The organism is Sphingobium cyanobacteriorum, from assembly GCF_030580935.1.
Taxonomy (GTDB): Bacteria; Pseudomonadota; Alphaproteobacteria; order Sphingomonadales; family Sphingomonadaceae; genus Sphingobium; species Sphingobium cyanobacteriorum.
This window is the reverse complement of the sequence record NZ_JAUQOM010000003.1, coordinates 103,331-129,838: the sequence shown is the minus strand read 5'-3', so window position 1 is coordinate 129,838 and position 26,508 is coordinate 103,331. Positions and strand designations below refer to the sequence as shown.

Here is a 26,508-nt window from a genome sequence, read left to right as displayed (position 1 = left end):
TTTCCTTGTCAGAGGCCGAGGCCGCGCTTGCGGCCGAGCGCTAGGTCGATGCCGCCACCAGCGCGAACGACACCGGACACTTGGCGACCGAGCTGCTGTTCGAGCGCGCTGGCCCAGGGCACGAGACGGAAGCCGAGCCCGTCGTCGATCATGGCGAAGCGACCGGAGGCGAGTGCGAGGCGCTGGCGGACTACGCCGGCAATCTTCTCGCCGGAGGTGGTCGGGCGATACGCAAGGCCCGTTTCGCCCGCGATCTTCGCGCCAACGGCGTCCAGCTCGCGCTTGCGCAGCGTGTCGAGCAAGCCGCGCTCGAACACCGCGCGTTGGCCATAGCGGCGCGCCAGCCCCTCGCGGACAAGATGATCGGTGCGCGCGTCCATCGCACGGCACACCTCCGCACCGAACCCGCCATCCGCGACACCCGTGCCGCGCTCGATCAGCCGATGGTCAAGCCAGGTCGCGCCGGGCGCCTTCACCTGCGCGGCGAGGTCGAGGTCCGATCGCGTGGCGAGGATCAGGGTGGGCTTCGGCTCGCCCGGCTTGCCTATAGCGCGCAGCTCGACGATCCCGCCGAGCGTCGGGCTTTGCTCCAGCGCTTCAATTCCGGGCAGCCGCACATGATGGGTGCGGCCGTCCGTGCCGTCGATCACGGCATAGGCCGCGCCATACAGCTCGTCGTGCAACCCCTTGTCGATCAGCCGGCCGACGATTGGCTTTTCCGGCGCGCCGCTCACAACCGCGTAGCTTTCCAGCGGCCGGTCCTGCCCGTGATCTTTCAGAGCCTGTCCGATGGTGCGGATAATGTCGCCGCGCGCGGCCAGCTCGCGCAGCTTGCCTTGCGCGCCTTCGGCAACCGCCCACTGTCCGGGCTCACCCTCAGCGGCGAGCCCCATCGTCTCCAGATGCTGCAAGCGGCCGACCATTAACCGGCGGAGGCGCGGATCGGCCGGACCGGGCCGCTCGGGGCGCAGGTCGATGACCCCCAGTTCGTCGGCCGCGCGGCCGATCTCGGTATCGAGCCGCGTCCAGCGCTCGGCCGTCACTTCTCGGTCGAGCGCGCGCTGCACTTCATGCTCAGGCTTCGGCCCAAGTTCGGCCTGCGCCAGCTCCTCGGCGTGGGAGCGCAGGTTGTGGCTGATATAGTCCCGCGCCATGACGAGATCGGTGCCGGTGTCGGTGACACCGCGCACGAGCATATGAACGTGCGGGTTGTCGGTGTTCCAATGATCGACCGCGACCCAATCGAGCCGCGTCCCCAAATCCGTTTCCATCTGCCGCACGAGATCGCGGGTGTATTCGCGTAGGTCGGTCAGCTCGGCCGCATCCTCCGGCGAGACGATGATGCGGAAATGATGCCGGTCATCCTTGCACCGCTCGGTGAATGCGCGATCGTCGGCATTGTCTCCGGCCGCGTCGAACATGCGCGTCGGGGAACGGTCACGGGTGACGCCTTCGCGCTTCAAATAGGCGACGTGCGCGGACAGCGGCGCCATGCGTCGGCCCCCGCGACTGCGATGGTTCACGGGTAGCGCCTTCACCATCACTCGACGGCCCGATCCGAATAACCGGCTGCGGGCAAATGCTGTTCGTCCCCGCCCGAAACTGGATTGGCGACCTCGGCGCGAGCCGCCCCCGGTGCGCCGGCCTCCGCTGTGGATCGCGGCCACGCGCAGCACCTCGGCCACCAGGCCGCGCGCATTGCGGCCCTGCGCCTTGCTGCGCTTGGCCTTGCCCGGCCGAACGCGGAACTCACTGTCCTCGCTCACGGCCGGGCCGCTTTCGGCCGTAAATGGCCCGTGGTGCCATTCGAGACGTTGATTTTGCTTGCTTTTCCCTTCCGCGCGGCACGCGCGCCGACCGACGCCCCCGCATGAAGCCACGGAAAAGCCTTGGCTTTTCGGCGAAACGGGGTGCGGCTTATATCTTGCCCTCGTCTGTCCCTGCCGTTTTCCTCCTCCCCAGCCACTTTGCTGCTTCGGACGGATGAAGGGAGTGACAGACCGATCATTGCGGTCGGCCCGCGCGGGCGCGGGACACGAACAGCGTGTCGCGCGCCACATTCGGCGACGGATCGGTGGTGTGAGCGCCGTCAGATTCTACGCTGCCCGAGGGCGTTTCCGGCGCGGTTTCGCCGCTGCCGGACCGCACGCCAACTGCATCTGATGCGGCGCTCCCCGTGCGAACAAACAACGCGGCGCGACGCCAGGCGAACGGATCAGGCGGCACGCTTACCGCCATCTCCACAGCGCCCGATCCGCCAGTGATCGGCGCGAGCCGGGCGAGATAGCCGACCGTCTCACGAGGCAGCGGACGGCCGCGCGACAGATAGTCGTCGTAGCGGCCCGGTCCCGCATTATAGGCCGCCAGCATCGCGCTGGCGTTGCCGTAGCGGTCGTGCATCTCGCGCAGATAGGCCGCGCCCGCCATGATGTTGTCGCGCACGTCGAACGGAGCGGGGCCGAGGCCGTAGCGAGTGCGTAGGCCCGCCCAGGTCGCGGGCATGATCTGCATCAAGCCCATCGCCCCGGCAGGCGAGATTGCGCGGGAAACGCCACGGCTCTCGACGCGCATCACGGCCCAAATCCACGCTTCGGGGATGCCGAACCGACGCGCGGCGTCGGCGACATGGCGGGCATAAGGATGGACGGGTGCCGATCGCGCGGCCGACATATCCTGCGCCAGCACGGAAGCAGGCGCAGCGCTGCCGGACAGCAGCACGACGGCAAGCGCCACCGCCGATCCGACTCCACTCCGTCGCCAGCCTGCCATCGTGCTCGCTGCGGTAAAGGGTGCGCGCGGAGCGCCGGCCGTTGGCCGCCCTTGACCTTCGCTGCGCGCGCCGGCCGGCCTGCGACCGAGCGGGACGAAGGGATGAGACGGCTTTCCCGCGAACAAAGGGATGAGGATGAAGCGCACTGGTTCAGTCCTGCTCGCGCGATTTCGGCTGGCGGTTCCAGCGCAGCGACCAAGCCGATTTGTCATTGCCGTTCTGGAACAGCGCGGCGCGGATCGGCTGCGCAAAGGCGGGATCGTCGATGCGCAGCGAGACGTAATCGCCGGCGCGTTCGCCGCTCTCGTTCCAGCCGGCTCCGATCTCCGGCCCTTCGCCGCTGTCGCCGCGATGGACGCGCCAGTCCGGCGCCTTGTCGGCGTCGCTCGGATCGGCTGGGACAATCGAGATACGGATGTCGAGCGTCGCCGTCTCGATGATGCCTTCGTAGCCGTTGGCAGTGCGGAAGAAGCTGCCGATCTGCATGATGATCTCCTTTGGGTTGGCAGTTGGGAAAAGCGGGTCAGCGCCAGGTGAGCGGCGCTTCGAGGTCGTCGCGGGTAAGGATCGGGATCGCGCGGCCGAGCACGGTCGAGGCCGGCAACCGGCCGAAATAGCGGCCGTCCATGCTGTCGGCGTGGTCGGGATTGAGCATCAGCAGCTCGCCGGCGCGCAGCGTGCGGCAGCCCTGCCAGACCGGCAGCGGGCGGCCCATGCCGTCGGCCAAGCGAGCAACGACGACGGGCTGCGCATCGATGCTCACGACGGCGCCGATCCTGCACACTCGCTGCCCCGGTTTGGCGGCAACGTGCTTGAGGAGCGGCACGCGCTCGCCGAGATAGCCGCGCTCCGCGAGCCACCGCGCCAGCGGCGGTGGCGGCGTCACGGCGACCAACGCGCCGTTCGGCGGATCGGGAAGCGGCTCGATCCGATAAAGTCCGATCGGCGCGCTCGCGCTGGCGTTCCAGACGACGCGCGGGAGCGGGTCGAATACCGCCACGGCTGCGAACGACACGCCGAATAGCGACGCGACAGAGACCGTCGCAATGGCCCATCCACGGCGCGTCATCCTTCGATCTCCCGGCGCTTGAGCCAGGCGCGATGACGCTCCAGCGTGTAGGGACGCGGCTGATGTCCGGCGGCGATGCGGTTGTGGACGTGCCGCCAATGATCGGGCGCGGCGTCGCAGGGATCGACGCCGGCCGCCTCGGCCGCGTCGATCGCGGCAAGCACTTGGCTTACCTTGGGCCAGCCTTCGATCTTGAGCAGGATGTCGCCGCCGGGGCGGACGAACGGCAGAGTCGTGAAGGGCTCGCCGGTGCCGACCGCACGCACGATGTCGATGCGCGAGCTGACCGTGCCGTAGTCGTTGGCGGCCCAGCGGACGAACGCGAAGATGGCGCCGGGACGGAAGCGGACGATGCGGCGGCGGCGATCGACGATCTCATCAACCGCAACGCGCCCGAACCTGATCCAATGCTCGATCCGTTTCTCGATCCACGTCAATTCGACGCGCGTCATGCCGTCATCGGATGGCTGGCGGTGGCGCAGGGGTGACGGTGGGACGGTCATCGCCGGCTCCGGGCGATGGCCGAATCCGCGCGCGGCATGAGATCATCCTGCCCCGGATCGGAGGTCGAATGCTTGATGCCGATGTCGGCCCAGGCGCGCAGGTCATCGACCGAATAGACGACGCGGCCGCCGATCCGGCGGTAAGCAGGACCGGTGCCGAAATAGCGGTGCTTCTCAAGGGTGCGGCCGGAGAGGCCGAGAAATCGCGCGGCTTCCGGCGTGCGCAGGAAACGGGGCGGCAAGTTGGTGGGCGTATCGGACAAGTGACGGCTCCTGCGGGCGGTGGCGGCAGGAGACGTAATTGTCAGAGCGGAGGCGGCCGGGTGGGGTATGAAGATGTGCGGCCGCACGGATGCGACCACCCCCAAATGCGTGCGGCGGCGTGAGCGGGTCAGCGAATGCGGAGCAGCTTGCGGTAGTCGCCCTTCATCATGGCGATGCCGTCGCGAACCAGACGGACTACGAACGAACGCGCGGAAGACATCTTCCAGTCGCTCGCGGACAGCCGCGCTGCCTCGTCGCGTCCTAGCGCGATCGCGATCTCGCGGTAGGTCGCGCCGCCGTCGCGCAGGTCGAGCGCGCGGAGCATCAAGTCGAGCCGCGCGAGCCGGTAAGCCGTGAGCGGCCATCCGCGCGGCAGCGGGCCGGCGGCGCGGCCGAGCAGACGGCGGTGAAAGCGCAGCAGGCTGGCGATGCGGGTGAGGAAATCCTTGTCGAGCGGGATGACGGCGGCGAGCGGCTGGCCCGGCTTGTGGTCGCGCAGCCACAGGCGATGTTCGCCGGCCGCATCGGCGACGATGACATGGCGGCCTTCGATCCCGGCCAGGTCGGCGAGCAGCGCGCCGATCGCGCGCGGATCGACCGGGGCGGCGGTCTCGAAACCCTCCGGCGCGGCGTCGAGGATCACCGTGACGGCGGTCAGCTCCGGGCGCCAGACGACGGGCTCCGAAAGATCATCCGGCGCCGTGGCGAAAGGATAACCCCCAGCGCCGCGCGAACGCCGTCTCGGCGGCGTTCTTTGCGACGGCGCCGTCGGCGATGCGCTGCTGCATCTGCTCATGCTCGGCGCGATAGGTACGGTTTCGTTGAAGAAACTCGGCGGCAAGATCGGCGCGCCCGAGCGCGTCGGACATTCGGCCGGCGCGTCGCTGGCGACGCCCCGGTGGCGTCGGCATTGCATCCTCCCAACCGCGCGGCGCGCGGATAGTACAGGATGAACATCACCGGACTTCCTGACGCATAATAGCGCCAAGGTTGCGCTCAACCATGCCGGGTATGCTGCGGCAACAGCAACAGAATGGCGCCAAATCGGATTGAAACTTAACGCTTTAGCGGGCGCTCACTGCCGAGCAGATAGGCATAGCCAACCTCCGTCATCCATCGTGCGCGGGCAAGGTGACTGTCGTGCATCTCTTTTGCCCGCTGCGGCTCGACGGCTGCGTCCACACCGAGGATGGCAGCGGTTGTCTCGCGCCAGTCGGCCCCGTCACTATCCGCATCGAGCAGCCGCAAATAGGCGACAAGGTGGCTTTCGTCATACGCCGTGAGCTGCGATACCTCGGGCGCGCGATCCTCGAATTGGCTGGTGCTCATGGCGCCCTCGTCATGTTGCCCGTTAACCGTTTAAGCTCAGATTGCTGAACCGGATACGCGCAAGTCCTGCATCGCTGGACGCGCCTTCCGCACCGACGGACGGCGCGCTCCAGCCGATACAACTGATATGAGATAAACCCGATGAGATGTATCGTCCAGCTTGCCGCGCATGGATATGCGTCGTCTCGTGGGATTGAACTTTGCCAAGCTGAGAAAGGATAAGGGCTTTACCCAGGAGCGCTTTGCCGAGATGTCCGGCTTTACCCAACAATATGTCAGCGATCTGGAGCGCGGCCGGCGCAATCCCACGGTCGTCACCCTGTTTCATCTGGCTTCCGCGCTTGGCGTCACGCCCGCGGATCTTGTCGCGGAACTCGATCCGCCCCAGACCGACTAGCTTCGCAGAATTTGAGCGCGAGCCGGGCGTCAGCCCGGCGAGCGCGATTGCGGCCGCGCGGACCTCGGGACGAGCGGCCGCCGCCGATCCAGCGCAGCGGATCGGCGCAAAATGGCGTAGCCGCAGGGCCGGAGTCTCCGGCCCTGCGGTAGTTAGCGTCACGCCGCTTTGAGGCGCTGCATCCCCTCGGCTAGCGTCCAGAGCGCACGGTTGAGCGTCACATTCTGATCGATGCCGTTGATGGCGCGGGTCTGCGCGCGACGGATACGGCCCTCGGCGTTGCGCTTGCGGCCCTGCAACCCGCCACGAACCACATTCTCCTGAATGACGTTGAAGGTGGTCCACAGGCTGCGGTCCACATCCTCGCGGCGGCGCGGCTCGATGATCTGTTCGGGGCGAACCGGGCTTTCGTCCTCGCCATAGCGGGCAACAAGGCTGACCTCGCCAAGCAAGCACTGCTCATCCGGCGAAAGCTGGATCGCCTTCATCGACTCGCTGGCGTCGATCAGCCGGGGGAAGTCCTCGGCAACGGTGAACACGCCGTCGATGATGTCATGCTCGATATTGCCTTTGTGCGGCACGCGGACCTCCTCAAACCGCTCACCCGCGATCATGCTGTTGGTGCAGACGAAGCGCAGCATCCCAGCAAACATCTGATAGGCGCTGGTCCCGTCATGGCTGTTCACGATGATGACTTCGGCGGCCTCGGGCTTGCCGATGCCGTCGTCCCGGCGCAGGCGCAGCATATGCTTGGCGTGGCCGTGGCGGCTGCCGTCGCGCGGAACGGACTGGACCGCGAAGAACGGCGACCATCCTTCCCGGCGCAGCCCCTCCACGATGTCGATGGTCGGGACATAGACATAGCGATCTGAACGGCTGTCGTGCGCCTCGCGGGCGAAGATGGAAGGGACGTGCCGATACAGCGCCTCGTTGTCGAGCGGCTCCCGGCCGCTGATCTGATGGGCGCTGCGGCCGAACCGGGTGGCAAGCTGGTAGTGCATTTTGGCCTCCTTGGGCTTGGGTTTCCGCGCAGCGGAGCGCCGCGCTGAAACCCTGCCCGTCGGCGAGACCGGGGGTGCAACCGGAGTGGGCGGCTTCGCGGGGAACCGGCTGCACGGAACGCGCAGCGTGGAGGAAGCTGGGCGGAAGCTGCTCCGAAGGGCGCTAGGGGCAGCGCCCCAAGCAGCTCCGACAACATGCCGGGCCGACTGGCCCGTCCGCTTTTGATAACCAGCTAACAACCACACGAAGGCGCCCCGCTCCAATGGAGCGGGGCGCCGTGTCGGGGTCAGCGGGACCAGATCAGCGCGTATTCGCCGGCGGTTTCGGTCTCGGACAGAGTGGCGTAGATCGGGGACGGGAAAGTGGGATCGTCCAGCTTGACCGAGATGTAGTCGCGGTTCTCGCGGCTGGTCTTCTTCCATCCTGCGCCGCACTCGACGGAGCCAACCGCGAGACGGTAGTCGGGGGCTTTCTCGCTCTCCTTGTCGATCGGCCGGAGGCTGGCCTTGGCGTTGAGGGTGAGCGTCTTGATGGTTCCGGTGAAGGAGCCGTTGGCCGCTTGGGTGAAGGTGCCGATGGTCGCCATGTCAAAGTTCCTTTCGCTCTCGGGCCACGACCGCCGCGGCCTCGATGGCGATCGGTGAAGCGGGGATGACCGGACGCGCACCGCTTGCGGCCGAAGCGCAGCGGAGGATGGCGAAGCGCGGCTTTTTTGCTTCGCGATGCAAAGCCGAAGGCGGCGGAAAAAAGCCGCGCGACGGCGTTGCGCCAGGCCGAGCAAGGCATAGCCGGCCCCGGTTAGATCAAGCCAATCGAGAGGCCGTGCGGTCGTGGCGAGGGGCACACGGGATATGCTCGCGGCCATCAAAACTGGATCGCAGCCCTCCCACGGTTCGGCGCCCTGTAAGGTGGGAACGGCCGGTCCTATGCCGACTTGATGGAGCGAGCCGCGAGCAAGGCGGCGTCACCAAGACCGCGACCCGCATCAAGGCGGGTAGCAGATGATGAAAAAGGAGGATGGTTCCAGGAAAATATCCGCTATTCTGGATATATGGAAACCGATTCGACCATCCTTGCCCTTGGCGCACTCGCGCAGACGACTCGCCTCGATACGTTCCGACTGCTTGTGCGATACGAGCCGGACGGCCTGCCGGCCGGCGAGATCGCGCGCCAGCTCGACGTGCCGCAGAACACCATGTCGGCGCATCTGGGCATCCTGTCGCGCGCGGGATTGGTGAAATCCGAACGGCAAAGCCGGTCGATCATCTACCGCGCCGACCTCGATACGCTGCGCGCGCTCACCTTGTTTCTGGTCAAGGACTGCTGCGCCGGAAAGCCGGAGCTATGCGTGCCGCTCGTTGCTGAACTCACTCCCTGCTGTTGAAGGAGACCGCTATGTCCGCCGACCGCATGTTCAATGTCCTGTTCCTATGCACCGGAAATTCGGCGCGCTCGATCCTCGCGGAAAGCGCGCTCAACAAGCTGGGCGAAGGCCGCTTCCGCGGCTTCTCGGCTGGCAGCCTCCCCAAGGGTGCGGTCAACCCGATCGCGCTCCGGCTGCTGGAGCGCATCGACTATCCGACCGAAGGGCTGCGCTCCAAAAGCTGGGAGGAGTTCTCTCAACCGGATGCGCCGCACATGGATTTCGTGTTCACCGTCTGCGACGACGCGGCGGGTGAGACCTGCCCGGTGTGGCCCGGCCATCCAATGACGGCCCATTGGGGTATCGAAGATCCAAGCCGTGCCGAGGGAACGGAGATCGAGCGCGAGCGCGCCTTTGTGACGGCGCTGCGCTATCTGGAAAATCGGATCAAGCTATTCCTCGCGCTGCCCATCGCAGCCCTGGAAGCCAAGGCGCTCGGCGCGAAGCTGCGCGAGATCGGCCATGCCGAAGGCTCTACCGCCCGGCGCGGTGATGCCGCATGACCGACATCATCATCTATCACAACCCGGAGTGCGGCACCTCCCGCAACGCGCTGGCCTTGATCCGCAATGCGGGCATAGAGCCGCATGTCATCGAATACCTGAAAACGCCGCCTTCGCGCGCATTGCTCGTCCAGCTTACCGAGCGCGCGGGTATCACGCCGCGCGACCTGCTGCGTGAGAAGGGCACACCTTATGCCGAACTGGGTCAGGGCGACACCTCACTGTCTGACGCAACCCTGATCGACGCGATGATGTTGCATCCGATCCTCATCAACCGGCCGCTGGTCGTCTCGCCGCTGGGCGTGAAGCTCAGCCGCCCTTCGGAAGTCGTGCTGGACCTGCTGCCCGCGCCGCAACAGGGCGCCTTCGTCAAAGAGGACGGGCAGCAGGTCGTCGATGCTACCGGCGCAAGGGTGAGCTGAAGGATGGCGACCATTCCCGCCGACGCCACAGCGGCGCGTCCCGGCATCTCCTTCTTCGAGCGCTATCTGACGCTGTGGGTGGCGCTCTGTATCGTCGCCGGCATCGCGCTCGGTCACGCGCTACCCGGGCTGTTCGGCGCTATCGCCGCTGCCGAGGTGGCGCGCGTCAATTTCGTGGTCGCGGTGCTGATCTGGCTGATGATCGTGCCGATGCTTCTCAAGATCGACTTCGGCGCGCTCGGGAGTGTCCGCCAGCACTGGAAGGGCGTCGGCGTCACCCTGTTCATCAACTGGGCGGTCAAGCCCTTCTCGATGGCGCTGCTCGGCACACTTTTCCTGGGCTGGCTGTTCGCGCCATTGCTCCCGGCGGGCGAAGCCTCATCCTATATCGCCGGCCTGATCCTGCTCGCCGCCGCGCCCTGCACGGCGATGGTGTTCGTCTGGTCGAACCTGTGCGACGGCGAACCCAATTTCACGCTGAGCCAAGTGGCGCTGAACGACCTCATCATGGTGTTCGCCTTCGCGCCACTGGTCGGCCTGCTGCTCGGCGTCGCCTCGATAACGGTCCCGTGGGACACGCTGCTGCTCTCGGTGGGCCTCTATATTGTCGTGCCGGTGGTCGTCGCGCAGATCGTGCGCCGCGGCGTGCTGGCGTCGGGTGGCCAGGTCGCGCTCGACCGGCTGCTGACCCGTCTCGGCCCGGCGTCGCTCACCGCCCTGCTGGCGACGCTGGTGTTGCTGTTCGGCTTCCAGGGCGAGGCGATCATCGCGCAGCCGCTGGTAATCGCGCTCATCGCCGTGCCGATACTGGTGCAGGTCTATTTCAACGCCGGGCTGGCCTATTGGCTCAGCCGCCGGTTCGGGGTCGCGTGGTGCGTGGCCGCGCCCGCCGCGCTGATCGGTGCGTCCAATTTCTTCGAGCTGGCGGTTGCTGCGGCGATCAGCCTTTTCGGCCTCAAGTCCGGCACCGCGCTCGCCACGGTCGTCGGCGTGCTGGTTGAGGTGCCGGTGATGCTGACGGTGGTGGCGATCGTGAAGCGGACGCGCGGCTGGTATGAGAAAGGCGCGACCGCTTGACCCGCCTCCGACATCTTTCCGATCCGGATCATCTGCCCGCGCTCGATCCGCGTTATGCCCATGACCGGCCCGCCCTTGGCCTTGGCGCGGGCGATCCGCCGCCGCGTATCCTGCTGCTCTACGGCTCGCTCCGCGAACGGTCCTTCTCGCGCTTCGCAGTCGAGGAGGCCGCGCGGCTGCTTCAGTTCTTCGGCGCCGAGACGCGCATCTTCGATCCGTCCGACCTGCCTTTGCCCGACCAGGTCACAGGGGACGATCATCCCGCCGTCCATGAGCTGCGCGACCATGCGCTGTGGTCAGAAGGCATGGTGTGGTGCAGCCCGGAGCGTCACGGCCAGATCACCGGACTCATGAAAACGCAGATCGACCATCTGCCACTGGAGATGAAGGGGATGCGCCCGACGCAGGGCCGCACGCTCGCGGTCATGCAGGTGTCGGGCGGCTCGCAGTCGTTCAACGCCGTGAACACGCTACGCCTGCTCGGCCGCTGGATGCGAATGGTGACAATCCCTAACCAGTCGAGCGTGGCGATGGCCTACAAGGAGTTCGACGAAGCCGGACGTATGAAGCCGTCCAGCTACTATGACCGCATCGTTGATGTGATGGAGGAATTGGTTCGGTTCACGGTGCTGCTGCGCCCTCACGCTGCGCAGCTTGTGGATCGCTATTCCGAGCGCAAGGCGACGGGCGTAACGATCGATCCGGCAAACGACCTGTCGGCCATCGCCATCGCCAAACAAACATCGAGATAACACGTGGCGCCGCGAGCCGGGCTGTGCCCGGCGAGCGACGATTTCTTCCTGCATGACAAAAGCGGCCGCGCCTGGACAGGGGCGCGGCCGCGATTTTTGGGGGCGACGAAGGAAGGCCGGGACCACTCGCGCGGCCCCGGCCCAATGCCGCTATTCGGCGGCGACGGCGTAGGACGCTTCGCCGTCCTGCGCTCCGGTATCGGGGGACTCCGCTTCGGACGGCTGCTCCACGATGCCGCCATCCTCGGCCTCGACGGGTGCGGACTGATCCGCCCCCGGCTCGGGGGTCCGCAGGATCGCGGGCAACCATCCGGTCCCGGCCAGAAGCTGCTCGGCCGCCTGCGCCATGTCCGGCTTCTTCATGTCGACGATACGGCGGGCGGCGTCCTCTGACACGCCTTCGGTAACGGCCTCCACGATATGCGCCTTGGTGACGCGGCCAAGGTAGCTGTCCACGGTAGGCGTCCAGTCCTTCGCCACGTCCAGCGCCAGCGCGCTCGCCAGCCTGTCCGCCGTTTGCAGCGAACGGGGCTTGCGGTCCCACGGCAGCCGCAGGGCGTTGACGGTGCGGGACGCGCAATGCGCCAGCAGCGCCAGCCGCTTCTCGTCGTCCAGCCCGACGATGAAGCCCCACAGGTCGGCCACGTCACGCGGCATCCGCTCGGCCCACGCCTCGCGCGCCTCGTTCGCCTTGGCGGCAAGCGGCATGTCCTCGATCCCGTCCGCATGACTGCCCAGCGGCGTCACGGTTGGACGAACCTCAAGACAACCGGCCTCGGTGTAGCTGTAGAACAGTTGCGCCGTGAGCGTGTGGGTCAAGGCGATCAGCGCCAGATCGGGCCTCTCGGCCAGCGCAACACGAAGCGCCAGCGTCCGGTAGGCGGACAGGTCGCGGGTGAGGCTGTCGGAAATCGGCTTGCCCGGTTCCTCGTCCTCTTCCTCGATCTCCTGTTCGTCGTCGTCGCCGTCGTCGGCCTGCTCGTCCGCGACGGCCTGCGGGTCGATGGCTTCGCCTTCGCCCTCATCCTCGGGCTGCGGGTCGGCCAGCGCCTCGTCCTCGGCACGAACGAAACCGCGCTCGAGACGGGGAACGCCGTCATGGTTCAACACCACGAACACCCCGCCATGCGCGATCACATTGGCGTCGTAGGCGTAACGCTTGGCCGAAATGGCGTCGATCTCGTCGGACACCGCCTCCAGCTTAGCCGCCACATCCTCGGGCATCTCGTCATAGGACGAATAGCCCTCGGCAAGCTCGTCATACTCGATGGACAGCGCCTCCAGCCGCGCCTCGTCCTCGTCGGACAGGGCGACGGTCTGCGGATAGAAGCGCCGCATCCCGTGGGCGTGGGGATAGTCGATATGGGCTTCGGCCCATTTCCAGCCCTCGGCCTGAACCTCGCTCGCGATCTCGCGCAGCTTCTCGGTCGCGAGCATGTCCAGCAAGCCAGCGTCCTCGAAAAAGCCACCCCGATCCTCGCTGAACAGGTCACGGATGATATTGCCGCCCGCCTCGATATAGGCGTCGGCCCCGACGAACACCGCGCGCCGGTCGGTCGCCGGAACATTGCTCGCGGTCATGTCGCGCCGGATGATCCACGGCTCGCGATTGTGGTGCAGACCCTCGAACACCTGCTCCTGCCGGGCATGATCCTCGGTGATCGCGAAGGCCATAAGCTGATCCAGCGTAAGGCCATCCTCGCGATAGACCTGCAATAGCTTGGGCGAGACAGCGCCAAGGCGAAGCCGCTGCTTCACCACGGAAGCCGACACGCCGAACCGCGCGCCGATCTCTTGCGCTCCCCAGCCCTTGTCGCTGGAAAGCTCCGCAAACCGCTCGAACTGATCGGCGGGGTGCATCGGCGTCCGGGTCACGTTCTCGTCCAGACTGATCTCGCCGGGATCGTTCTGCGTATCGAGCCAGCAGCGCACGGGTTCCGATTTTTTGATCTGCTTGCGCTTGGCGCGCAACAGCATCGCCAGCCTGCGGCCTTCGCCGGCGGTTACGAGGTAGTAGCCGGTCGGCGTTCCGTCCTCCTTAACCTCCGGCTCTATGACAAGGTTCTGGATCAGCCCCTTGTGCTGAATCGAAGCGGCCAGCGCCTCGATAGCGGCTTCCCCATGCGGCACCTTGCGGGCATTGCGCGGGGACTTCTTGAGCTTGGCGAGCGGCACGAAAATCTCGACGCCCGAGACAGGCTCGGCGGCAACGGTTTCGGTAACAGCGTTCATCACACTACTCCTTCTAAAACCACACACACCCCGGAATGGGGTGGGCGGCGAAAGAGCGACCGGAAGGCCCGCCGGCAGAGCCGGGCAGCATCCGAAGGACCGGAACGCAGAGGAGGTAAGCGCGGCACGCGCGTTGCGGCCCGGCGCGGCGGGCCTAAAGGGAAGCGTCGCCCACCCCACAGACGGAGTGAGCAACGACCAGACGCGATCGGGCCGGCGCAGCCCTGGCCCGATCTCCGCAGCATGGGAAAGACCCAAATCCGCCGGGGCGGATTTACGGTTCGGCGTGAACACGCCGAGCGGGGCGTTGCGGGGTGTCCCCGCTAGAAGGGGTCTGGCGAGACCCGCCTGGGGCTCGCCAGCAGGGGAAAGCTTTCCCCCTCAAACCGGAAAATGATAGCAGCAAAAAGACACCATCCGCGCACTGAAGCGAGGTGGATTAGAATACAGCGGGCGGAATCGGATTGCGCCCGGGTCAGGGCTATTAGCTTGGGGAAAGTCTATGGACTGGTCACAATTAACCGGAGCACTGATCGGTCTCGTGGGTGTTCCTCTGGGCATCATCTTGGGAGAGTTATTGAGACGACGGCAAAGAGCAGAACAATTCGCAGCGGCGATCTTCGGCAAGCGCCTCGAAGCTTACGACTCGCTTATCAATATCCTATTTGAGAGCCACCGGATCGCGAACGAAGTGATCGACAATACGAAACTGTCGGCGGCCGAGCGGCACGAGCTGATCTCCGCAGCCATCATGCCGATCGCGGAACATACAACGCGCAGCGTCCTCTATATAGACGAGGAACTGGGCGCCCATTGCACCGCGCTTTTCATGGGTGTGGAAGACCTGCGCGACCTGCCCGAAAGCGAACGTCAAGCGCGTCTCGCGCAGTTCCAACGGGATTGGAGAGAAACTCGCCGGATGATCCTTGAGGACTCTGGTGTCATCAAGGTCAATCGGCTGTTCCGCGACATCAATCGCCCCACGATCAGCTCACCCGTTATCGAGCGCATTAGAGAATTGCGGCGCGAGCAGGACAACGAAATCTGAGACGACCTCTACCCAGCCAGCGCGATAGAGCTTCGATCCTACGGGTGGCGTCTACGCTTGTTCTACAAGCAGGCTTTTGAGATTCCGCATTATCGTGGCGGACATATCAGCGGGCGGCGTTCCATGCAGACGCGCCATACCTTCGACAGCGATCCAGACATCGCTCGGCGTGGTCGGGCGGGCGTCGGTTTGAGTGAATGGCCCATCAGTCTCCGTCAGAACGCGATCCAACGGGAGCGCCTTGGTTATCGCCGCGCGCTTCTCATTCGCGAGCATCTCCGCGTTCACCGAAAAATAGCAGCCGAGATCGACTGCTCTCTTGGCCTCTGCTGCGGTGCCAGTGAACCAATGAAGCACCACGCGCCCACGCGGGGGCGGCATGTATTGCTCGATCATATCGAGGACGGCCTTGGTCGCGCGGACGCTATGCGTCGTGACGATCTTGTTCCCCGCCGCCGCACACAGCGTTAGCACGCGAGCGAAAATCTCCTTCTGCGTCTCGAACGACCTGTAGAACCGCGGGCCAGCGTCCAGCCCGACCTCGCCGACATAGCGGGTGCGCGGCAGCAATTCCTCCCATAGCCCGATCTCATGAGCGCGTTCGGCGACCAGTTGAGGATGCAGGCCGAGAGCCGCCCGAACATGACGCGTGGCGGACGCCACTTCGTGGTTTCGCGGCCAAGCCTTGGGCGTGGTGGTTACGGTGAGGGTGAAAACGCCATCGCGCTCGCAACGCTCCACCGCGGCCGCGTGGTCGGGGTAGAGATCGAGGTGACAATGAAAATCGACTAGACCCGATCGCATGGAGCCTCTTACGACGGTGCGGCGCGAACGCCAGTCAGCAAGCGCCCAACCTCCTCCAGTCCGCGGCGATAGACATCGGCCAGGCCATCGTGGCGGGTGGGATCATCATAGAGCGGCCCCGGCTTGTGGATGAGGGCTTTGGCGAGTTCCGGACGCTTCGATAGCCGCGCGATCGCGATCTGGAAGGATCGAACCTGCTGACCTTCGGCCTGCCTGGTGTCTAATGTGGCAGTCTTCAGGTCGGGCACGCCGTAAACTGTCGAATCCCTGCCTCGCAGAGAGGCCCGCCGAATGAGACATGGCAGGCAGTAACCGCAGTGCCCCTGCGGCTTCTTGGTCCAACGCCCCTTCGTCGGTGATGAACACGATAGCGACAGCGGGGCGAGCTGCTTCAACAGGGTCGGATTGGCGCACTCGGCGACCATTTCCCCCTTGGTCTTGTCCCAATAGGGATTCTCGACCTTCCCTTCGACACCAAGCGCACCGAGCAATTCGTTCCACCGGGCCATGTAGAAAGGATGCGTCGTTCGGGTGCTGAGCGCACCGAGCCGGAGCCGATCGAGCGGCACGTTGAGCGCGATCAGACCGTTCTCGGGAACCTTGAGCACGAAGGCGCGGCCGAGCGCGGTGCCGGCGGCGACACCCAGCGAGAAGAACAGGAAGGATCGACCGCGTGTGGTGTCCTCCGATCCGACATCCTCGACAAACCCGCTATCGAAGCTCATCCACACCCGCAGCCGATCGAAGGCAGATGCTTTATAAGCGGTTTTCAAACCGTCGAAGCACTGCTCCTGCGACTTGCTCACCAGTCCTTCGCCGGCATGGCTGACCAGAAGCGGCGTCTCGCCGGCATTCAAGCTGTCGATCGCGCCGATCAGGCTGTCCAAGCCACCGGAGAACAGACTCACGCCATCGAACGGGGCTGGAATAAGGGTGGGTGCCGCGACGGGAACCAGCGGCGCATAGCCCTTGGCCCGTTTGCGGAAACCCACATCCCATCTGTCGCCGGTCAGAAAGTTCAGGGCGCGGACCAGGATGGGCGCGGCGGCTGTCCATCGCACCGGATCGCTAACGGGGATGACCAGCCGAATCTCGCGCGTCCAGGCGTCCTGCGATTCCGTGGAGCGGGAGATGCGGGTGTCCGCCGCATGAACATGGGCCGCGACGACGAGCATGTCTGCGCCGATCTCGCTCGGGGTCAGGTGCAGCGCCTTAAGGTCGGACAAGGCGCGGCCGATCCCATGATCGAGACGCTTGCCCGCCACCAACTGCAAGGTCGATACAACCTCGTCGCGCGCCTTCGGGACGCGGGTCTTATCGTCCGGCCCGAAACGGCCGATGATGACATGGCGCCTCATTTCGCTGCCTCCCCGTCGCCCATCGTCTGCAACACGTCGAAGGCGGATTGATAGACGTCGGTCACGAAGCCCATCACCGCATCAGGGGTCAGCGACTGGATGTTGACCCCTGCGGCGTTGATCGCGTCGCTGACACCACGCTGGATGAAATCACGCAGTTGCGCCTGAACCCTCTCGGCCGCGCGCGGATCAGCGGGCAAGGTCACGACCTTGGTGCCGATGTCGTTGCAGATGCGGGCCTCGATCGCGTGGGTGGCGTATAGCTCGAAGACAGTCTGAATCTGGCCCGGCGTGAGAGCGTCGATGTCGGTGATGCCCGCGCCAGCGAGGTCGGCGATCGTCTCTACGAAGGCGTCTCGTGCGATGCCCTCGTCGATCGACCCGCCTTCGGGGCAGATATAGTCGGCGAGGCCGGCGAACACTTCCTCGATCGGCCGCCCGGCGAGGCTTTCCAGATTAAGCGTTCGCAGCGCTTCGCGAACGCCATTGGCGCTAGCGTCGTTGAGGAACCGGACGAGCCCGGCGCCGGCGCCGCGCGATGAGCCCATACGTTGCGCGGCCTGGCGCGAACCGCCTGCCGATTTGGACACATATTGCGAGACCGCGCGACCGAGGCTCCGACGGTCGCTGCCACCCGAGCTTGCGAAGCGAGTGAAATTGTTTCGCGCCGACGTGAACCGATCCGATGCACCTGCTGGCGCGGTGGGCCGAGGCGCTGGTGCTGGAGGAACTGCTGGGGGTGTTCCATCAGGTGACGACGGTAGCGCCCCGTCGCCATCCCCCGCGCCCGCGCCGGACCCGCCGTCGCCGTCACCCTGCAACCAACTCGGAATTAGCGGCGTGCCTCCGCCCGCACCCTCATAGGCGTTCGAGGTGCCCATCAGCGCCCACCTTTCCGCGTGCGAAGCGCGGCGCTCGCCGTCGGCTTCAAGAAGGACGAACCGGAGGTTGACCATCCCTGGAGTAGCTTCTCGAAGCGAACCACGGCGTCGGAATCCTTGACGACGCCCTCCCAACCCGACGCGGGCCACGGCCCGCACCGATCGGCCGGTAAGGCTTCTAGCAGGTCGAGAAGATTGGCTTGAAGCGTCGGATGCGCGCGAACCAGCACCGCGAGTCCGTCGATGCCGGGCGGCACGGTATCAAAGGCGTCTCCGCCCATGACGCGGCCGCGCAGCTCCTCGAAGACCTGCGCGGCCTCAGCCGGAACGAGTTGCTTGAGTTCACCTTCGAACGCCTGGACAGCGAGTTTCGGGCCGAGCAGCTTCTCGACCACAGCGGCGAGACGGCCGAGGACGGAGGCCGCGCCGAAATAGTCCTTTCGATCCTTGGTCACGAACAGATAGGGGCGCAGATCGACTTCGGCCAAGGCCGGTGACAGCCGCGCCCAGGCCCGTATCGCGTCGGCCGCCTTCCATTCCGTCAGGATAGCGCTGTCCTTAGAGTCCGGCACGGCGGTCGGCTTGGCGTCATCGGTGGAACTGATCTTAGGCCCGGCCCGCTTCGCCTTGGGGGCTGGCTTCTCCTCCGACGCAGCGGCTTCAAGCGCCGCCAAATCTACGCAGCGGCCGTCCGGATCGCGGGCGGCGGCGCTGGCGATCTGGTCAAACAATCTAGAGAGGAACCGTTCGGCCAGCATAAGCTTCGCCAGAACGGGCAGCTTCACCTCTTCTCCGAAGCCGCGGGCGAGCGCGGTCTGATGGCGTAGCAGCAGGGTGTTCAGGAAGCGCTTGATCTGCCGCGGATTGCCCTGAGTGCCGCTGGCCAGGATCGGACCGATCTGGTCGCTCAAGGTGAGCGCGTTCTGGACCTTGCTGGCTTTGTCGCCCAAGGCGGTCTTGACCGTCTGCGCGTCGAGCCCGGCTGTTTGCCAAGGCCGTTTGAGCAATTCACGCGCGACGGTGATGAGCGCCGAATAAGCGGGATCGTCCTCGCCCAGCTCGGCACCGATGAGCAACAGGGTGACGTAGATACGGGTTTCGGTCTCGCCCAAAGCCGGAATCCGGAACGGAATCTGGATCAGCTTTTCGAGATAGTTGCGCGCATAGTCGCGGGGTCCGGTCGTGTCCGGCAGTTCGGGGAAATGCTTACGCACCGAATATTCAATCATCGCCTCATCGGCCGCGACGATGAACGCGGTGCGGGCGGTGAAGACGAACAGCCGGACGGCTTCGAGCGTTTCGATCGCCGTGTCCGGCAGGCAGCGGTCGAGATCGTCGATGAGGACGATCAGTTGCTTGATACCCGCCTGCTTGAGCAGATCGTCAAAAGCTTTCCGGAATGCCTCGATCTCTTCCGGCACATTTTTCGACTCTCCTGGCTTCAGCAGACCTTGCACACCGTCGATCGCTTTGTCGTAATTCTCCTGCGTGGCGAGTTTTGAGGGATCGGAGAAGATCCCCTTCAAGGTGCCGACCACCGCGCCGATCTGATCGGCTGTGGGAATGCCAGTGAATGCGGTGAAAGCGAGTCCGCCCCCGTGCCGCGCGATCTTTAGCCAGTCGATCCGCCGGAAGATGTCTTTCACGGCTACGCCGGCTTGAGTGAGCAACGGGCGTTTTTCGATAAGCCCGGTGACGATGCCCTCGATCAGCGCGATTTTGGCGTCTTCGAATCCTTGAAAGCGCCATCCGTTGAATTTGATGCAGAGCACGTCCTCATCCGAACTGAGGCCGTTTTCGATCATCTCCAAAATGCTGGATTTGCCCGCACCCCAGTCGCCGTGAACGCCGATCGTCACGGCGCGCTCGGGCTTTTCGCGTAGCAGCTCGATGATAGTCTTGGCGATCGCCTCATTGTTGAGGAGGTCGACCCTTGTCTCATTGTCAGTGAGAATCATCCCGCCCCCGTCCTCCCCCGCGACTCGCAGCGGTTGTAATAGTGAAGCCCCCGCACGCAACACTGCCGGAAGAAGATAGGCTTCGCCATATGTTCTGCCCGGCCTTGGGCAAGTCCAACGAGACGCAACCAAGCAGTTCCTCTTCTATCGGACCTGCTTCACCGGGAAGGACTTTCAGGAGGATGTGATGCCGGTGGAAGGCTCCACCTTGACAATGTAATGCGTTTTCCTTACATTCAGCGGGCAGAGGAGATGAGCCATGCCCGCGCTGCTCGAAGAAATCAGCACCATCACCGCCAAGGGCCAGACGACGATTCCGAAGTCCGTCCGCCAGGCGCTCGGCGTCGATTACGGCGGCAAGATCGCTTTCCGCGTCGATGAGCATGGCGTGTCGGTGCATCGCGCCGATGCCGAGCATGACGATCCGGCGATCGACAGCTTTCTGACGTTTCTGGCCGAGGATATCAAACGCCGGCCCGAGGCGCTGACGGCGCTATCTCCCGCGCTGGCCCAGCGCATTGCGGCTCTGACGGAAGGCGTGAAGGTCGATCTCGACGCGCCGATCGACGGCGATGTCGATCTCTGATGATGACGGTCAACGGGTGGCAGCTCTTTGCCCATCCGCTGTTTCTCGATCAGTTCGAGAAGCTGGGGACGGCCGTTGCGCGCTCGCGGCAGAAAGACCCGCGCGGTTGGCGCAAGTCGGCCAATGCGAAACTGCTCGCCGCGCTGCGCCAGCTCGTATTCGAGACCATTCCCCAAGACCCCACGCGCCCGGAGTATCGCCAGGGCGGCACGCTTGGCGACGACCGCAAGCATTGGTTCCGGGCGAAGTTTGGCGGCGGCAGGTTCCGCTTGTTCTTCCGCTACAGCACCAGCGCGAAGATCATCATCTTTGCCTGGGTGAACGACGAGACGACCCTGCGCACGTATGGCGCGAAGTCGGACGCCTATGCCGTGTTCCGCAAGATGCTCGACAAGGGCAATCCACCCGATTCGTGGGAAGCGCTGCTGAAGGCGGCGAACGATACGAGCGCGCGCGAACGACTGGAGGCGGCGTCGCCGGACACGCCGTGAGCACTTATCTGCGCTACACCGTGTGGCGTCGTTTGCCCGAAGACCGCTCGTGCTGCACGGTCAGCACATGGCCCTTCCGCGTAAGCTCCGCCGGCGCGCGCCTCGTCGCTGGGCCGAAAGCCCGGATGACCTGCACGACTACATCAACCGCGTCACTCCGCGCCGTGCTTCGCGTCCGGTGCGCGAGGATGATGGGCCGATCGTCGTCACCGACGACTGGCCAGAGCAAGTTCCGATCGGCGACGCCGAGCTGCGCGCGATCGAAGGCCATATGCGGCAAGAGCTGGACAAGCTGTTCGGACCGCTGCCGTGAAGTGAGGAGTGAAGCGTCATGACCAGCGCCGCCCTGCGACGAGATGAGGATGAGGCGCCGGTCGTGGCGATCGCCCGCGCCGCGCTCTATCTCCGGGTCTCGACCGGCCGGCAGGCCGAGAGCGACCTGTCGATTCCCGACCAACGCCGCCAGATCGAAGGCTACTGCCTCTCGCGCGGCTGGGAAGTCGCGGCCGAGTTCGTCGAGCCGGGCAACACCGCGACGGACGATCGCCGACCTGCCTTTCAAGCGATGATCGACGCGGCGATGACGAAGCCGCCGACATTCACCGTCATCGTCGTCCACAGCTTCTCGCGGTTCTTCCGCGACCAGTTCCAGTTCGAGTTCTACGTCCGCAAGCTGGCGAAGAACGGGGTGAAGCTCGTCTCGATCACGCAGGACTTGGGCGACGATCCGATGAGCATCATGATGCGCCAGATCATGACGCTGTTCGACGAATATCAATCGAAGGAGAATGGCAAGCACACGCTGCGTGCGATGAAGGAGAACGCCCGGCAGGGCTTCTGGAACGGGGCGCGGGCGCCGATCGGCTACCGCGTGGTTGCAGCCGGGGAGCGCGGCGCGAAGATCAAGAAGAAGCTGGAGATCGACCCGATCCAGGCCGAGACGGTGCGGCGCATCTACCGCATGGCTTTGAATGGTGTCGGTGACCGGGGACCGATGGGGCTCAAGTCAATCGCGACGTGGCTCAACGAGAACAACATCCGCACGCGCGATGGCGGGCGATGGGGTCTCGGCGCGGTGCATATGGTGCTGACACGCACGACCTATATCGGCCAGCACCGCTTCAACACGCGCGATCACAAGACCAGGACGCCCAAGCCCGAGGCCGAGCACGCCGTCATGGAAGTGCCGGCGATCGTCTCGGAAGCGGAGTTCGAGGCGGTCCAGCGGTCGCTCAAGGCGCGCAGCCCGAAGATGATGGCGCCGATGGCGGTGGGTGGGCCGACGCTGCTCACCGGCATTTGCTTCTGCGCGTGCTGCGGCGGCGCGATGACGCTGCGCACAGGCACCAGCAGCGTCGGCCGGGAATATCGCTATTACACCTGCTCGACGAAGGCGCGGCAGGGCGCGACCGGCTGTCCTGGCATCACCGTGCCGATGGACCAGCTCAACAGGGCCGTGGTCGACCATCTCGAAGCGCGGCTGCTCGACCCGGCGCGGCTCGAAGCTCTGATGGATCAGATCCTCGAACGGCGCGACGAGTGGGTGAACCAGCGCCGCCAGCATGTCGCCGATCTTGAGCGGCGTGCGACCGAGGCGGAAGCGAAGCTCAAGCGGCTTTACGACGCGATCGAGAATGGCGTCATCGACGTAAGCGACCCGTCGCTCAAGGATCGCATCGCCGAGCTGACCGCGACGCGCGACCAGGCCAAGGGGGATGCCGAGCGCGCGGTGGCGCACATCGTAAAGATCGGCCCCGCGATCACGCCGGAAAGCCTGCGCGCCTTTGCGGCCGCCGTGCGCAAGAAGCTGCGGAACGGCGACGGCACGTTCGCCCGCGATCAGGTGCGGGCGGTTGCGCAACGTGTGGAAGTCGTGAGCCGAAAAGAGGTTCGCATCCGTGGGCTGCGGAGCGAGCTGCTCCGAACGCTAACCGCCGCCTCCGGCGTAGAGGCGGCGGTGCTAGGCGTTCGTGCCTTTGAACCGAAATGGCGCACCCGGAGCGATTCGAACGCCCGACCCTCAGATTCGTAGTCTGATGCTCTATCCAGCTGAGCTACGGGTGCGCAGGAAAGACGGTCGATCGCGGCTGCAAGCCAGACCCGATAGTCTTTCTGGAATAATGGTGCACCCGGAGCGATTCGAACGCCCGACCCTCAGATTCGTAGTCTGATGCTCTATCCAGCTGAGCTACGGGTGCGTGGAGACGCGCAGATAGAAGCGTCCGGCAGATTGGGCAAGCCCCTTTTTTTGCACTTTTGCGACCCGGCAACTTTTATCCCCTCTCCCTCGTTCAATCGCGCAGGAGGATGCGGAAATGAGCTTTACGCTGAACGAACTGGTGCTGCTGCTGATCGCGCTGGCGATCGGGTGGCTGCTAGGCCTGATGATGAGCGGGCGAGGCAAATATCGCCGCCTGTGGCGCGACGAACAGATCGCCCATCGCGAAGCGATCAAGGATCGGGACAGCCGGCTGGAGGCGGCCAATGCACGGATCGCCGAACTGGAGCGGCAGTCGGCCGGCCCTATCGGTCCCGGCACCGCCACGGCGGTTGCAGGGGCGGTCCATGGCCGCGACGATCTGAGCCGTATCACTGGCATCAGCCAGCCGCAGGAAATAGCGCTGAACGAGGCGGGCTATCACCGCTATGGCCAGATCGCGAGCCTGAACGCCGAACAGGAAGCGACACTGGAAGCCCGGCTGGGGCTGAAGCCCGGCACGATCGCGCATGAAGATTGGCGCGGTCAGGCCGCCGAACTGGACGCCGAGTTGAACAGGGGCCACAAGCGCGGCCTGTTCGGGCGCGTTACCACCCCGGTCTGACCGGGGCCGACTTGAACCGAAAAGGGCGGGAGTTGCCTCCCGCCCTGCCCGTCTTATTTCTTCGCCAGGGCGGCCTGCGCCGCCGCCAGGCGGGCGATCGGCACGCGATAGGGCGATGCGGATACATAATCGAGGCCGGTCGCTTCGCAGAAAGCGATGGAGGCCGGATCGCCGCCATGTTCGCCGCAGATGCCGAGCTTGATGTCGGGGCGGGTCTTGCGCCCACGTTCGGCGGCGAGCTGGATCAGTTCGCCCACACCCTCCACATCGATGCTGACGAACGGATCGCGGGCGAAAATGCCCTTGTCCACATATTGGGTCAGGAAACGGCCGGCATCGTCGCGGCTGATCCCGATCGTCGTCTGGGTAAGGTCGTTGGTGCCGAAGGAGAAGAATTCGCCGACTTCGGCGATTTCACCGGCCTTGAGCGCCGCACGCGGCAGTTCGATCATGGTGCCGACGAGATATTCGACCGAGGCGCCCTGCTCCGCGAACACTTCCTGCGCCGCCTTGTCGACAATCGCCTTCATCAGTTCCAGTTCCTTGCGCGTGGCAACGAGCGGGATCATGACTTCGGGGATCGGGGCTTCGCCACCCCGCGCCTTGACGATCAGCGCGGCTTCGAAGATCGCGCGCGCCTGCATCTCGTAGATTTCGGGATAGGTGACGCCAAGGCGGCATCCGCGATGGCCCAGCATCGGGTTGAATTCATGCAATTCGGCAGCGCGACGCTTGAGCGTGTCGACGCTGACGCCGGCACCCCTGGCCACTTCCTCGAACTCGGCTTCACCGTGCGGCAGGAATTCATGCAGCGGCGGATCGAGCAGCCGGATGGTGACAGGCAGGCCCGCCATCACCATGAAGATCTGCGCAAAATCGTCCCGCTGTTCGGGTAGCAGCTTGTCGAGCGCGGCACGGCGGCCCTTTTCGCTGTCGGCCAGGATCATTTCGCGCACGGCGGTGATGCGCGCCGCGTCGAAGAACATATGTTCGGTGCGGCACAGGCCGACGCCCTCCGCGCCGAATTCGCGCGCAACCTTGCAATCCTGCGGCGTTTCGGCGTTGGCGCGGACCTTGAGGCGACGGACCTTGTCGGCCCATTCCATCAGCACACCGAAGTCGCCGGCCAGTTCGGGCTGCACGGTCGGCACTTCGCCCGCCATCACTTCGCCGGTGGCGCCGTCGATGGTCAGGATGTCGCCTTCCTTCAACTCGCGATTGCCGATGCGCAAAATCTTGTTGGCATTGTCGATCGACAGGCTGCCCGCGCCGGACACGCAGGGGCGGCCCATGCCGCGCGCCACGACGGCGGCGTGGCTGGTCATGCCGCCACGCGCGGTCAGGATGCCCTTGGCCGCGTGCATACCGTGAATATCTTCGGGGCTGGTTTCGACGCGCACCAAGATGACGGCGTCGCCCAGTTCGTTGCGCCGCTCGGCTGTGTCGGCGTCGAACACGATCAGGCCGCTCGCCGCACCGGGCGAAGCGGGCAGCCCCTTGGTCAGCACGTCGCGCGGTGCCGTGGGATCGAGCGTGGGGTGGAGCAACTGGTCGAGCGCGGCGGGATCGACGCGGGCGACGGCTTCTTCCTGGGTGATCAGACCTTCATTGGCCATGTCGACCGCGATCTTGAGCGCGGCCTTGGCGGTGCGCTTGCCCGACCGGGTCTGGAGCATCCACAGCTTGCCCTGCTGCACCGTGAATTCGATGTCCTGCATGTCGCGATAATGTTTTTCGAGAATGTCGAACACCCGCGCCAGTTCGGCGTAGGTTTCGGGCATCGCCTCTTCCATCGACAGCGGCTTGGCCCCGGCGCGCTCCCGCGCGGCCAGCGTCAGATATTGCGGCGTGCGGATGCCCGCGACGACATCCTCGCCCTGCGCGTTGATCAGAAATTCGCCATAATAGACATTCTCGCCCGTCGCGGGATCGCGGGTGAAGGCAACGCCGGTCGCCGACGTGTCGCCCATGTTGCCGAACACCATCGCCTGCACATTGACGGCGGTGCCCCAGTCGCCGGGGATGGAATTCAGGCGGCGATAGACCTTCGCGCGGTCGGCCTGCCACGATCCGAACACGGCGTTGATCGCGCCCCAGAGCTGGTCATGCACATCCTGCGGGAAGGGCTTGTTCCACAGCTTCTGCACCAGCGCCTTATATTCGGCGACCAGCGCCTTCCAGTCGTCGGCAGTCAGTTCGGTGTCGAGCGTGTAGCCATTATCTTCCTTAGCGATCTCCAGCGCTTCCTCGAACGCGCCATGGTCGAGTTCCAGCACCACGTCCGAATACATCTGGATGAAGCGGCGATAGCTGTCCCAGGCGAACCGCTCGTCGCCGCTGGCGGCGGCCAGGCCCAGCACGGTTTCGTCGTTGAGGCCGAGGTTGAGGACCGTGTCCATCATGCCCGGCATGGAAATGCGCGCGCCCGACCGGACCGACACCAGCAGCGGGTCGGCGGCATCGCCGAATTTCTTGCCGGTCACGCTTTCGATATGGGCGATGCCGTTGGCGACTTCGCCGTTCAGGCTTTCGGGATATTGGCCGCCATCTTCATAATAGCGGGTGCACATTTCGGTCGTGATGGTGAAGCCCGGCGGCACCGGCAGGCCGATCGCGGCCATGCCGTCCAGATTGGCGCCCTTGCCGCCCAGCAGATTCTTGTCGCCCTTCCCTCCGTCATTCACGCCGCCGCCGAAGCGATAGACATAGCGGGTCACACTGCTGTTCATCTGGGCCTCTTCCGTCATAACCATTTACCGGCTCTCCCTGCACTGATTGCCGAATTTGTGCGCTGCAACAATATTGCCGCAATTAGCG

28 protein-coding genes and 2 tRNA genes are annotated in these 26,508 nt (G+C 65.2%); 11 read left to right on the top strand and 19 right to left on the bottom strand.

The window, feature by feature from the left end:
• Positions 1–8 precede the first annotated feature (8 nt).
• From Q4610_RS09065 to Q4610_RS09025, 9 genes are all read right to left on the bottom strand, one after another.
• A complete protein-coding gene (locus tag Q4610_RS09065; RefSeq protein ID WP_054725789.1) occupies positions 9–1,766 on the bottom strand; it encodes a relaxase/mobilization nuclease domain-containing protein in 1,758 nt (585 codons plus the stop codon).
• 238 nt (positions 1,767–2,004) lie between these two features.
• On the bottom strand, positions 2,005–2,733 hold the full coding sequence (locus Q4610_RS09060; RefSeq protein WP_425262543.1) for a lytic transglycosylase domain-containing protein: 729 nt from the start codon (positions 2,731–2,733) through the stop codon (positions 2,005–2,007).
• A gap of 187 nt (positions 2,734–2,920) precedes the next feature.
• On the bottom strand, positions 2,921–3,256 hold the full coding sequence (locus Q4610_RS09055; protein ID WP_125974165.1) for a DUF736 domain-containing protein: 336 nt from the start codon (positions 3,254–3,256) through the stop codon (positions 2,921–2,923).
• 37 nt (positions 3,257–3,293) lie between these two features.
• Entirely contained in the window at positions 3,294–3,839 is a 546-nt protein-coding gene (locus Q4610_RS09050; RefSeq protein ID WP_125974167.1) for a S26 family signal peptidase, read from the bottom strand.
• Complete coding sequence (locus Q4610_RS09045) at positions 3,836–4,342, bottom strand: DUF2840 domain-containing protein (protein WP_125974169.1); 507 nt, start codon at positions 4,340–4,342, stop codon at positions 3,836–3,838. Before Q4610_RS09045 ends, Q4610_RS09050 begins: the two co-directional genes overlap by 4 nt.
• The gene (locus tag Q4610_RS09040; protein ID WP_015459426.1) at positions 4,339–4,605 is read right to left on the bottom strand and encodes a helix-turn-helix transcriptional regulator; all 267 of its coding nucleotides are present in this window, start codon (positions 4,603–4,605) and stop codon (positions 4,339–4,341) included. The genes Q4610_RS09045 and Q4610_RS09040 overlap by 4 nt, the downstream gene beginning before the upstream one ends.
• A gap of 128 nt (positions 4,606–4,733) precedes the next feature.
• The gene (locus Q4610_RS09035; protein WP_210252678.1) at positions 4,734–5,249 is read right to left on the bottom strand and encodes a DUF2285 domain-containing protein; all 516 of its coding nucleotides are present in this window, start codon (positions 5,247–5,249) and stop codon (positions 4,734–4,736) included.
• Positions 5,250–5,295: 46 nt separating this feature from the next.
• On the bottom strand, positions 5,296–5,517 hold the full coding sequence (locus tag Q4610_RS09030) for a transcriptional regulator domain-containing protein (protein ID WP_125974171.1): 222 nt from the start codon (positions 5,515–5,517) through the stop codon (positions 5,296–5,298).
• A 145-nt stretch (positions 5,518–5,662) separates the two neighbouring features.
• Positions 5,663–5,935 (bottom strand): DNA -binding domain-containing protein, encoded by a 273-nt coding sequence (locus tag Q4610_RS09025; RefSeq protein ID WP_125974173.1) that lies wholly within the window; start codon positions 5,933–5,935, stop codon positions 5,663–5,665.
• A gap of 175 nt (positions 5,936–6,110) precedes the next feature.
• On the opposite strand from Q4610_RS09025, the gene Q4610_RS09020 reads away from it, so the two are divergent.
• Positions 6,111–6,332, top strand: coding sequence for a helix-turn-helix domain-containing protein (locus Q4610_RS09020; RefSeq protein WP_336622864.1), 222 nt, complete (start codon positions 6,111–6,113; stop codon positions 6,330–6,332).
• 158 nt (positions 6,333–6,490) lie between these two features.
• Here Q4610_RS09020 and Q4610_RS09015 read toward each other — a convergent pair whose 3' ends face one another.
• Complete coding sequence (locus Q4610_RS09015; RefSeq protein WP_125974177.1) at positions 6,491–7,333, bottom strand: DUF932 domain-containing protein; 843 nt, start codon at positions 7,331–7,333, stop codon at positions 6,491–6,493.
• A 287-nt stretch (positions 7,334–7,620) separates the two neighbouring features.
• Positions 7,621–7,920, bottom strand: a complete 300-nt coding sequence (locus Q4610_RS09010) for a DUF736 domain-containing protein (protein ID WP_125974179.1) — start codon at positions 7,918–7,920, stop codon at positions 7,621–7,623.
• Positions 7,921–8,385: 465 nt separating this feature from the next.
• Here Q4610_RS09010 and Q4610_RS09005 point away from each other — a divergent pair, with 465 nt between their 5' ends.
• Genes Q4610_RS09005 through arsH form a run of 5 tightly spaced genes read left to right on the top strand, consistent with a single transcriptional unit; the run spans position 8,386 to position 11,511 of the window.
• A complete protein-coding gene (locus tag Q4610_RS09005) occupies positions 8,386–8,718 on the top strand; it encodes an ArsR/SmtB family transcription factor (RefSeq protein WP_125974182.1) in 333 nt (110 codons plus the stop codon).
• Positions 8,719–8,729: 11 nt separating this feature from the next.
• Positions 8,730–9,260, top strand: a complete 531-nt coding sequence (locus tag Q4610_RS09000; RefSeq protein WP_125974184.1) for an arsenate reductase ArsC — start codon at positions 8,730–8,732, stop codon at positions 9,258–9,260.
• The gene (gene arsC, locus Q4610_RS08995; RefSeq protein WP_125974186.1) at positions 9,257–9,682 is read left to right on the top strand and encodes an arsenate reductase (glutaredoxin); all 426 of its coding nucleotides are present in this window, start codon (positions 9,257–9,259) and stop codon (positions 9,680–9,682) included. Before Q4610_RS09000 ends, arsC begins: the two co-directional genes overlap by 4 nt.
• Before the next feature lie 3 nt (positions 9,683–9,685).
• Entirely contained in the window at positions 9,686–10,759 is a 1,074-nt protein-coding gene (gene arsB / locus Q4610_RS08990; protein WP_304535654.1) for an ACR3 family arsenite efflux transporter, read from the top strand.
• Positions 10,756–11,511: an arsenical resistance protein ArsH gene (gene arsH / locus Q4610_RS08985; protein WP_125974190.1), complete on the top strand. Its 756-nt coding sequence runs from the start codon at positions 10,756–10,758 to the stop codon at positions 11,509–11,511. The genes arsB and arsH overlap by 4 nt, the downstream gene beginning before the upstream one ends.
• Before the next feature lie 150 nt (positions 11,512–11,661).
• Here arsH and Q4610_RS08980 read toward each other — a convergent pair whose 3' ends face one another.
• Positions 11,662–13,743, bottom strand: a complete 2,082-nt coding sequence (locus Q4610_RS08980) for a ParB/RepB/Spo0J family partition protein (RefSeq protein WP_125974192.1) — start codon at positions 13,741–13,743, stop codon at positions 11,662–11,664.
• Positions 13,744–14,245: 502 nt separating this feature from the next.
• On the opposite strand from Q4610_RS08980, the gene Q4610_RS08975 reads away from it, so the two are divergent.
• On the top strand, positions 14,246–14,791 hold the full coding sequence (locus Q4610_RS08975; RefSeq protein ID WP_125974194.1) for a hypothetical protein: 546 nt from the start codon (positions 14,246–14,248) through the stop codon (positions 14,789–14,791).
• A gap of 51 nt (positions 14,792–14,842) precedes the next feature.
• Here the strand turns inward: Q4610_RS08975 and qatD are convergent, their stop codons facing one another.
• The 4 genes from qatD to qatA all read right to left on the bottom strand — a co-directional run bounded on the left by qatD (position 14,843) and on the right by qatA (position 19,792).
• Positions 14,843–15,595, bottom strand: coding sequence for a Qat anti-phage system TatD family nuclease QatD (gene qatD, locus Q4610_RS08970; RefSeq protein ID WP_125974196.1), 753 nt, complete (start codon positions 15,593–15,595; stop codon positions 14,843–14,845).
• 8 nt (positions 15,596–15,603) lie between these two features.
• Positions 15,604–16,860, bottom strand: a complete 1,257-nt coding sequence (gene qatC, locus Q4610_RS08965) for a Qat anti-phage system QueC-like protein QatC (protein ID WP_304535859.1) — start codon at positions 16,858–16,860, stop codon at positions 15,604–15,606.
• 89 nt (positions 16,861–16,949) lie between these two features.
• Positions 16,950–17,834: a Qat anti-phage system associated protein QatB gene (qatB, locus tag Q4610_RS08960; protein ID WP_125974200.1), complete on the bottom strand. Its 885-nt coding sequence runs from the start codon at positions 17,832–17,834 to the stop codon at positions 16,950–16,952.
• Positions 17,834–19,792 carry a Qat anti-phage system ATPase QatA gene (gene qatA, locus Q4610_RS08955; RefSeq protein WP_125974202.1) on the bottom strand — a complete coding sequence of 653 codons (1,959 nt, stop codon included), beginning with the start codon at positions 19,790–19,792 and terminating at the stop codon, positions 17,834–17,836. The genes qatB and qatA overlap by 1 nt, the downstream gene beginning before the upstream one ends.
• Before the next feature lie 259 nt (positions 19,793–20,051).
• Between qatA and Q4610_RS08950 the strand changes: the two genes are divergently transcribed.
• The 3 genes from Q4610_RS08950 to Q4610_RS08940 all read left to right on the top strand — a co-directional run bounded on the left by Q4610_RS08950 (position 20,052) and on the right by Q4610_RS08940 (position 22,901).
• Entirely contained in the window at positions 20,052–20,378 is a 327-nt protein-coding gene (locus Q4610_RS08950; protein ID WP_125974204.1) for a type II toxin-antitoxin system PrlF family antitoxin, read from the top strand.
• Complete coding sequence (locus tag Q4610_RS08945; protein WP_125974206.1) at positions 20,378–20,869, top strand: type II toxin-antitoxin system YhaV family toxin; 492 nt, start codon at positions 20,378–20,380, stop codon at positions 20,867–20,869. The genes Q4610_RS08950 and Q4610_RS08945 overlap by 1 nt, the downstream gene beginning before the upstream one ends.
• Positions 20,870–21,200: 331 nt before the next feature.
• Entirely contained in the window at positions 21,201–22,901 is a 1,701-nt protein-coding gene (locus Q4610_RS08940; protein ID WP_304535858.1) for a recombinase family protein, read from the top strand.
• Here Q4610_RS08940 and Q4610_RS08935 read toward each other — a convergent pair.
• Positions 22,857–22,933, bottom strand: a tRNA-Arg gene (locus Q4610_RS08935). The genes Q4610_RS08940 and Q4610_RS08935 overlap by 45 nt on opposite strands.
• A gap of 57 nt (positions 22,934–22,990) precedes the next feature.
• Positions 22,991–23,067, bottom strand: a tRNA-Arg gene (locus Q4610_RS08930).
• Positions 23,068–23,184: 117 nt separating this feature from the next.
• On the opposite strand from Q4610_RS08930, the gene Q4610_RS08925 reads away from it, so the two are divergent.
• Positions 23,185–23,691, top strand: a complete 507-nt coding sequence (locus Q4610_RS08925) for a hypothetical protein (protein WP_304535653.1) — start codon at positions 23,185–23,187, stop codon at positions 23,689–23,691.
• A 53-nt stretch (positions 23,692–23,744) separates the two neighbouring features.
• Here Q4610_RS08925 and ppdK read toward each other — a convergent pair whose 3' ends face one another.
• Positions 23,745–26,444 (bottom strand): pyruvate, phosphate dikinase, encoded by a 2,700-nt coding sequence (gene ppdK / locus Q4610_RS08920; RefSeq protein ID WP_304535652.1) that lies wholly within the window; start codon positions 26,442–26,444, stop codon positions 23,745–23,747.
• Between the last annotated feature and the right edge of the window lie 64 nt (positions 26,445–26,508).

What these genes read in the sequence shown, in the direction of transcription:
- Q4610_RS09045 (WP_125974169.1), bottom strand. Translation starts at nt 4,342, where the DNA reads ATGACCGTCCCACCGTCACCCCTGCGCCACCGCCAGCCATCCGATGAC.
- Q4610_RS09055 (WP_125974165.1), bottom strand. Translation starts at nt 3,256, where the DNA reads ATGCAGATCGGCAGCTTCTTCCGCACTGCCAACGGCTACGAAGGCATC.
- Q4610_RS08950 (WP_125974204.1), top strand. Translation starts at nt 20,052, where the DNA reads ATGCCCGCGCTGCTCGAAGAAATCAGCACCATCACCGCCAAGGGCCAG.
- arsB (WP_304535654.1), top strand. Translation starts at nt 9,686, where the DNA reads ATGGCGACCATTCCCGCCGACGCCACAGCGGCGCGTCCCGGCATCTCC.
- arsC (WP_125974186.1), top strand. Translation starts at nt 9,257, where the DNA reads ATGACCGACATCATCATCTATCACAACCCGGAGTGCGGCACCTCCCGC.
- Q4610_RS09025 (WP_125974173.1), bottom strand. Translation starts at nt 5,935, where the DNA reads ATGAGCACCAGCCAATTCGAGGATCGCGCGCCCGAGGTATCGCAGCTC.
- qatA (WP_125974202.1), bottom strand. Translation starts at nt 19,792, where the DNA reads ATGATTCTCACTGACAATGAGACAAGGGTCGACCTCCTCAACAATGAG.
- Q4610_RS08945 (WP_125974206.1), top strand. Translation starts at nt 20,378, where the DNA reads ATGATGACGGTCAACGGGTGGCAGCTCTTTGCCCATCCGCTGTTTCTC.
- Q4610_RS09030 (WP_125974171.1), bottom strand. Translation starts at nt 5,517, where the DNA reads ATGCCGACGCCACCGGGGCGTCGCCAGCGACGCGCCGGCCGAATGTCC.
- Q4610_RS09005 (WP_125974182.1), top strand. Translation starts at nt 8,386, where the DNA reads ATGGAAACCGATTCGACCATCCTTGCCCTTGGCGCACTCGCGCAGACG.
- Q4610_RS08925 (WP_304535653.1), top strand. Translation starts at nt 23,185, where the DNA reads ATGAGCTTTACGCTGAACGAACTGGTGCTGCTGCTGATCGCGCTGGCG.
- Q4610_RS08940 (WP_304535858.1), top strand. Translation starts at nt 21,201, where the DNA reads ATGACCAGCGCCGCCCTGCGACGAGATGAGGATGAGGCGCCGGTCGTG.
- ppdK (WP_304535652.1), bottom strand. Translation starts at nt 26,444, where the DNA reads ATGGTTATGACGGAAGAGGCCCAGATGAACAGCAGTGTGACCCGCTAT.
- Q4610_RS09050 (WP_125974167.1), bottom strand. Translation starts at nt 3,839, where the DNA reads ATGACGCGCCGTGGATGGGCCATTGCGACGGTCTCTGTCGCGTCGCTA.
- Q4610_RS08980 (WP_125974192.1), bottom strand. Translation starts at nt 13,743, where the DNA reads ATGAACGCTGTTACCGAAACCGTTGCCGCCGAGCCTGTCTCGGGCGTC.
- Q4610_RS09010 (WP_125974179.1), bottom strand. Translation starts at nt 7,920, where the DNA reads ATGGCGACCATCGGCACCTTCACCCAAGCGGCCAACGGCTCCTTCACC.
- qatB (WP_125974200.1), bottom strand. Translation starts at nt 17,834, where the DNA reads ATGGGCACCTCGAACGCCTATGAGGGTGCGGGCGGAGGCACGCCGCTA.
- Q4610_RS09000 (WP_125974184.1), top strand. Translation starts at nt 8,730, where the DNA reads ATGTCCGCCGACCGCATGTTCAATGTCCTGTTCCTATGCACCGGAAAT.
- Q4610_RS09020 (WP_336622864.1), top strand. Translation starts at nt 6,111, where the DNA reads ATGCGTCGTCTCGTGGGATTGAACTTTGCCAAGCTGAGAAAGGATAAG.
- qatD (WP_125974196.1), bottom strand. Translation starts at nt 15,595, where the DNA reads ATGCGATCGGGTCTAGTCGATTTTCATTGTCACCTCGATCTCTACCCC.
- Q4610_RS09015 (WP_125974177.1), bottom strand. Translation starts at nt 7,333, where the DNA reads ATGCACTACCAGCTTGCCACCCGGTTCGGCCGCAGCGCCCATCAGATC.
- Q4610_RS08975 (WP_125974194.1), top strand. Translation starts at nt 14,246, where the DNA reads ATGGACTGGTCACAATTAACCGGAGCACTGATCGGTCTCGTGGGTGTT.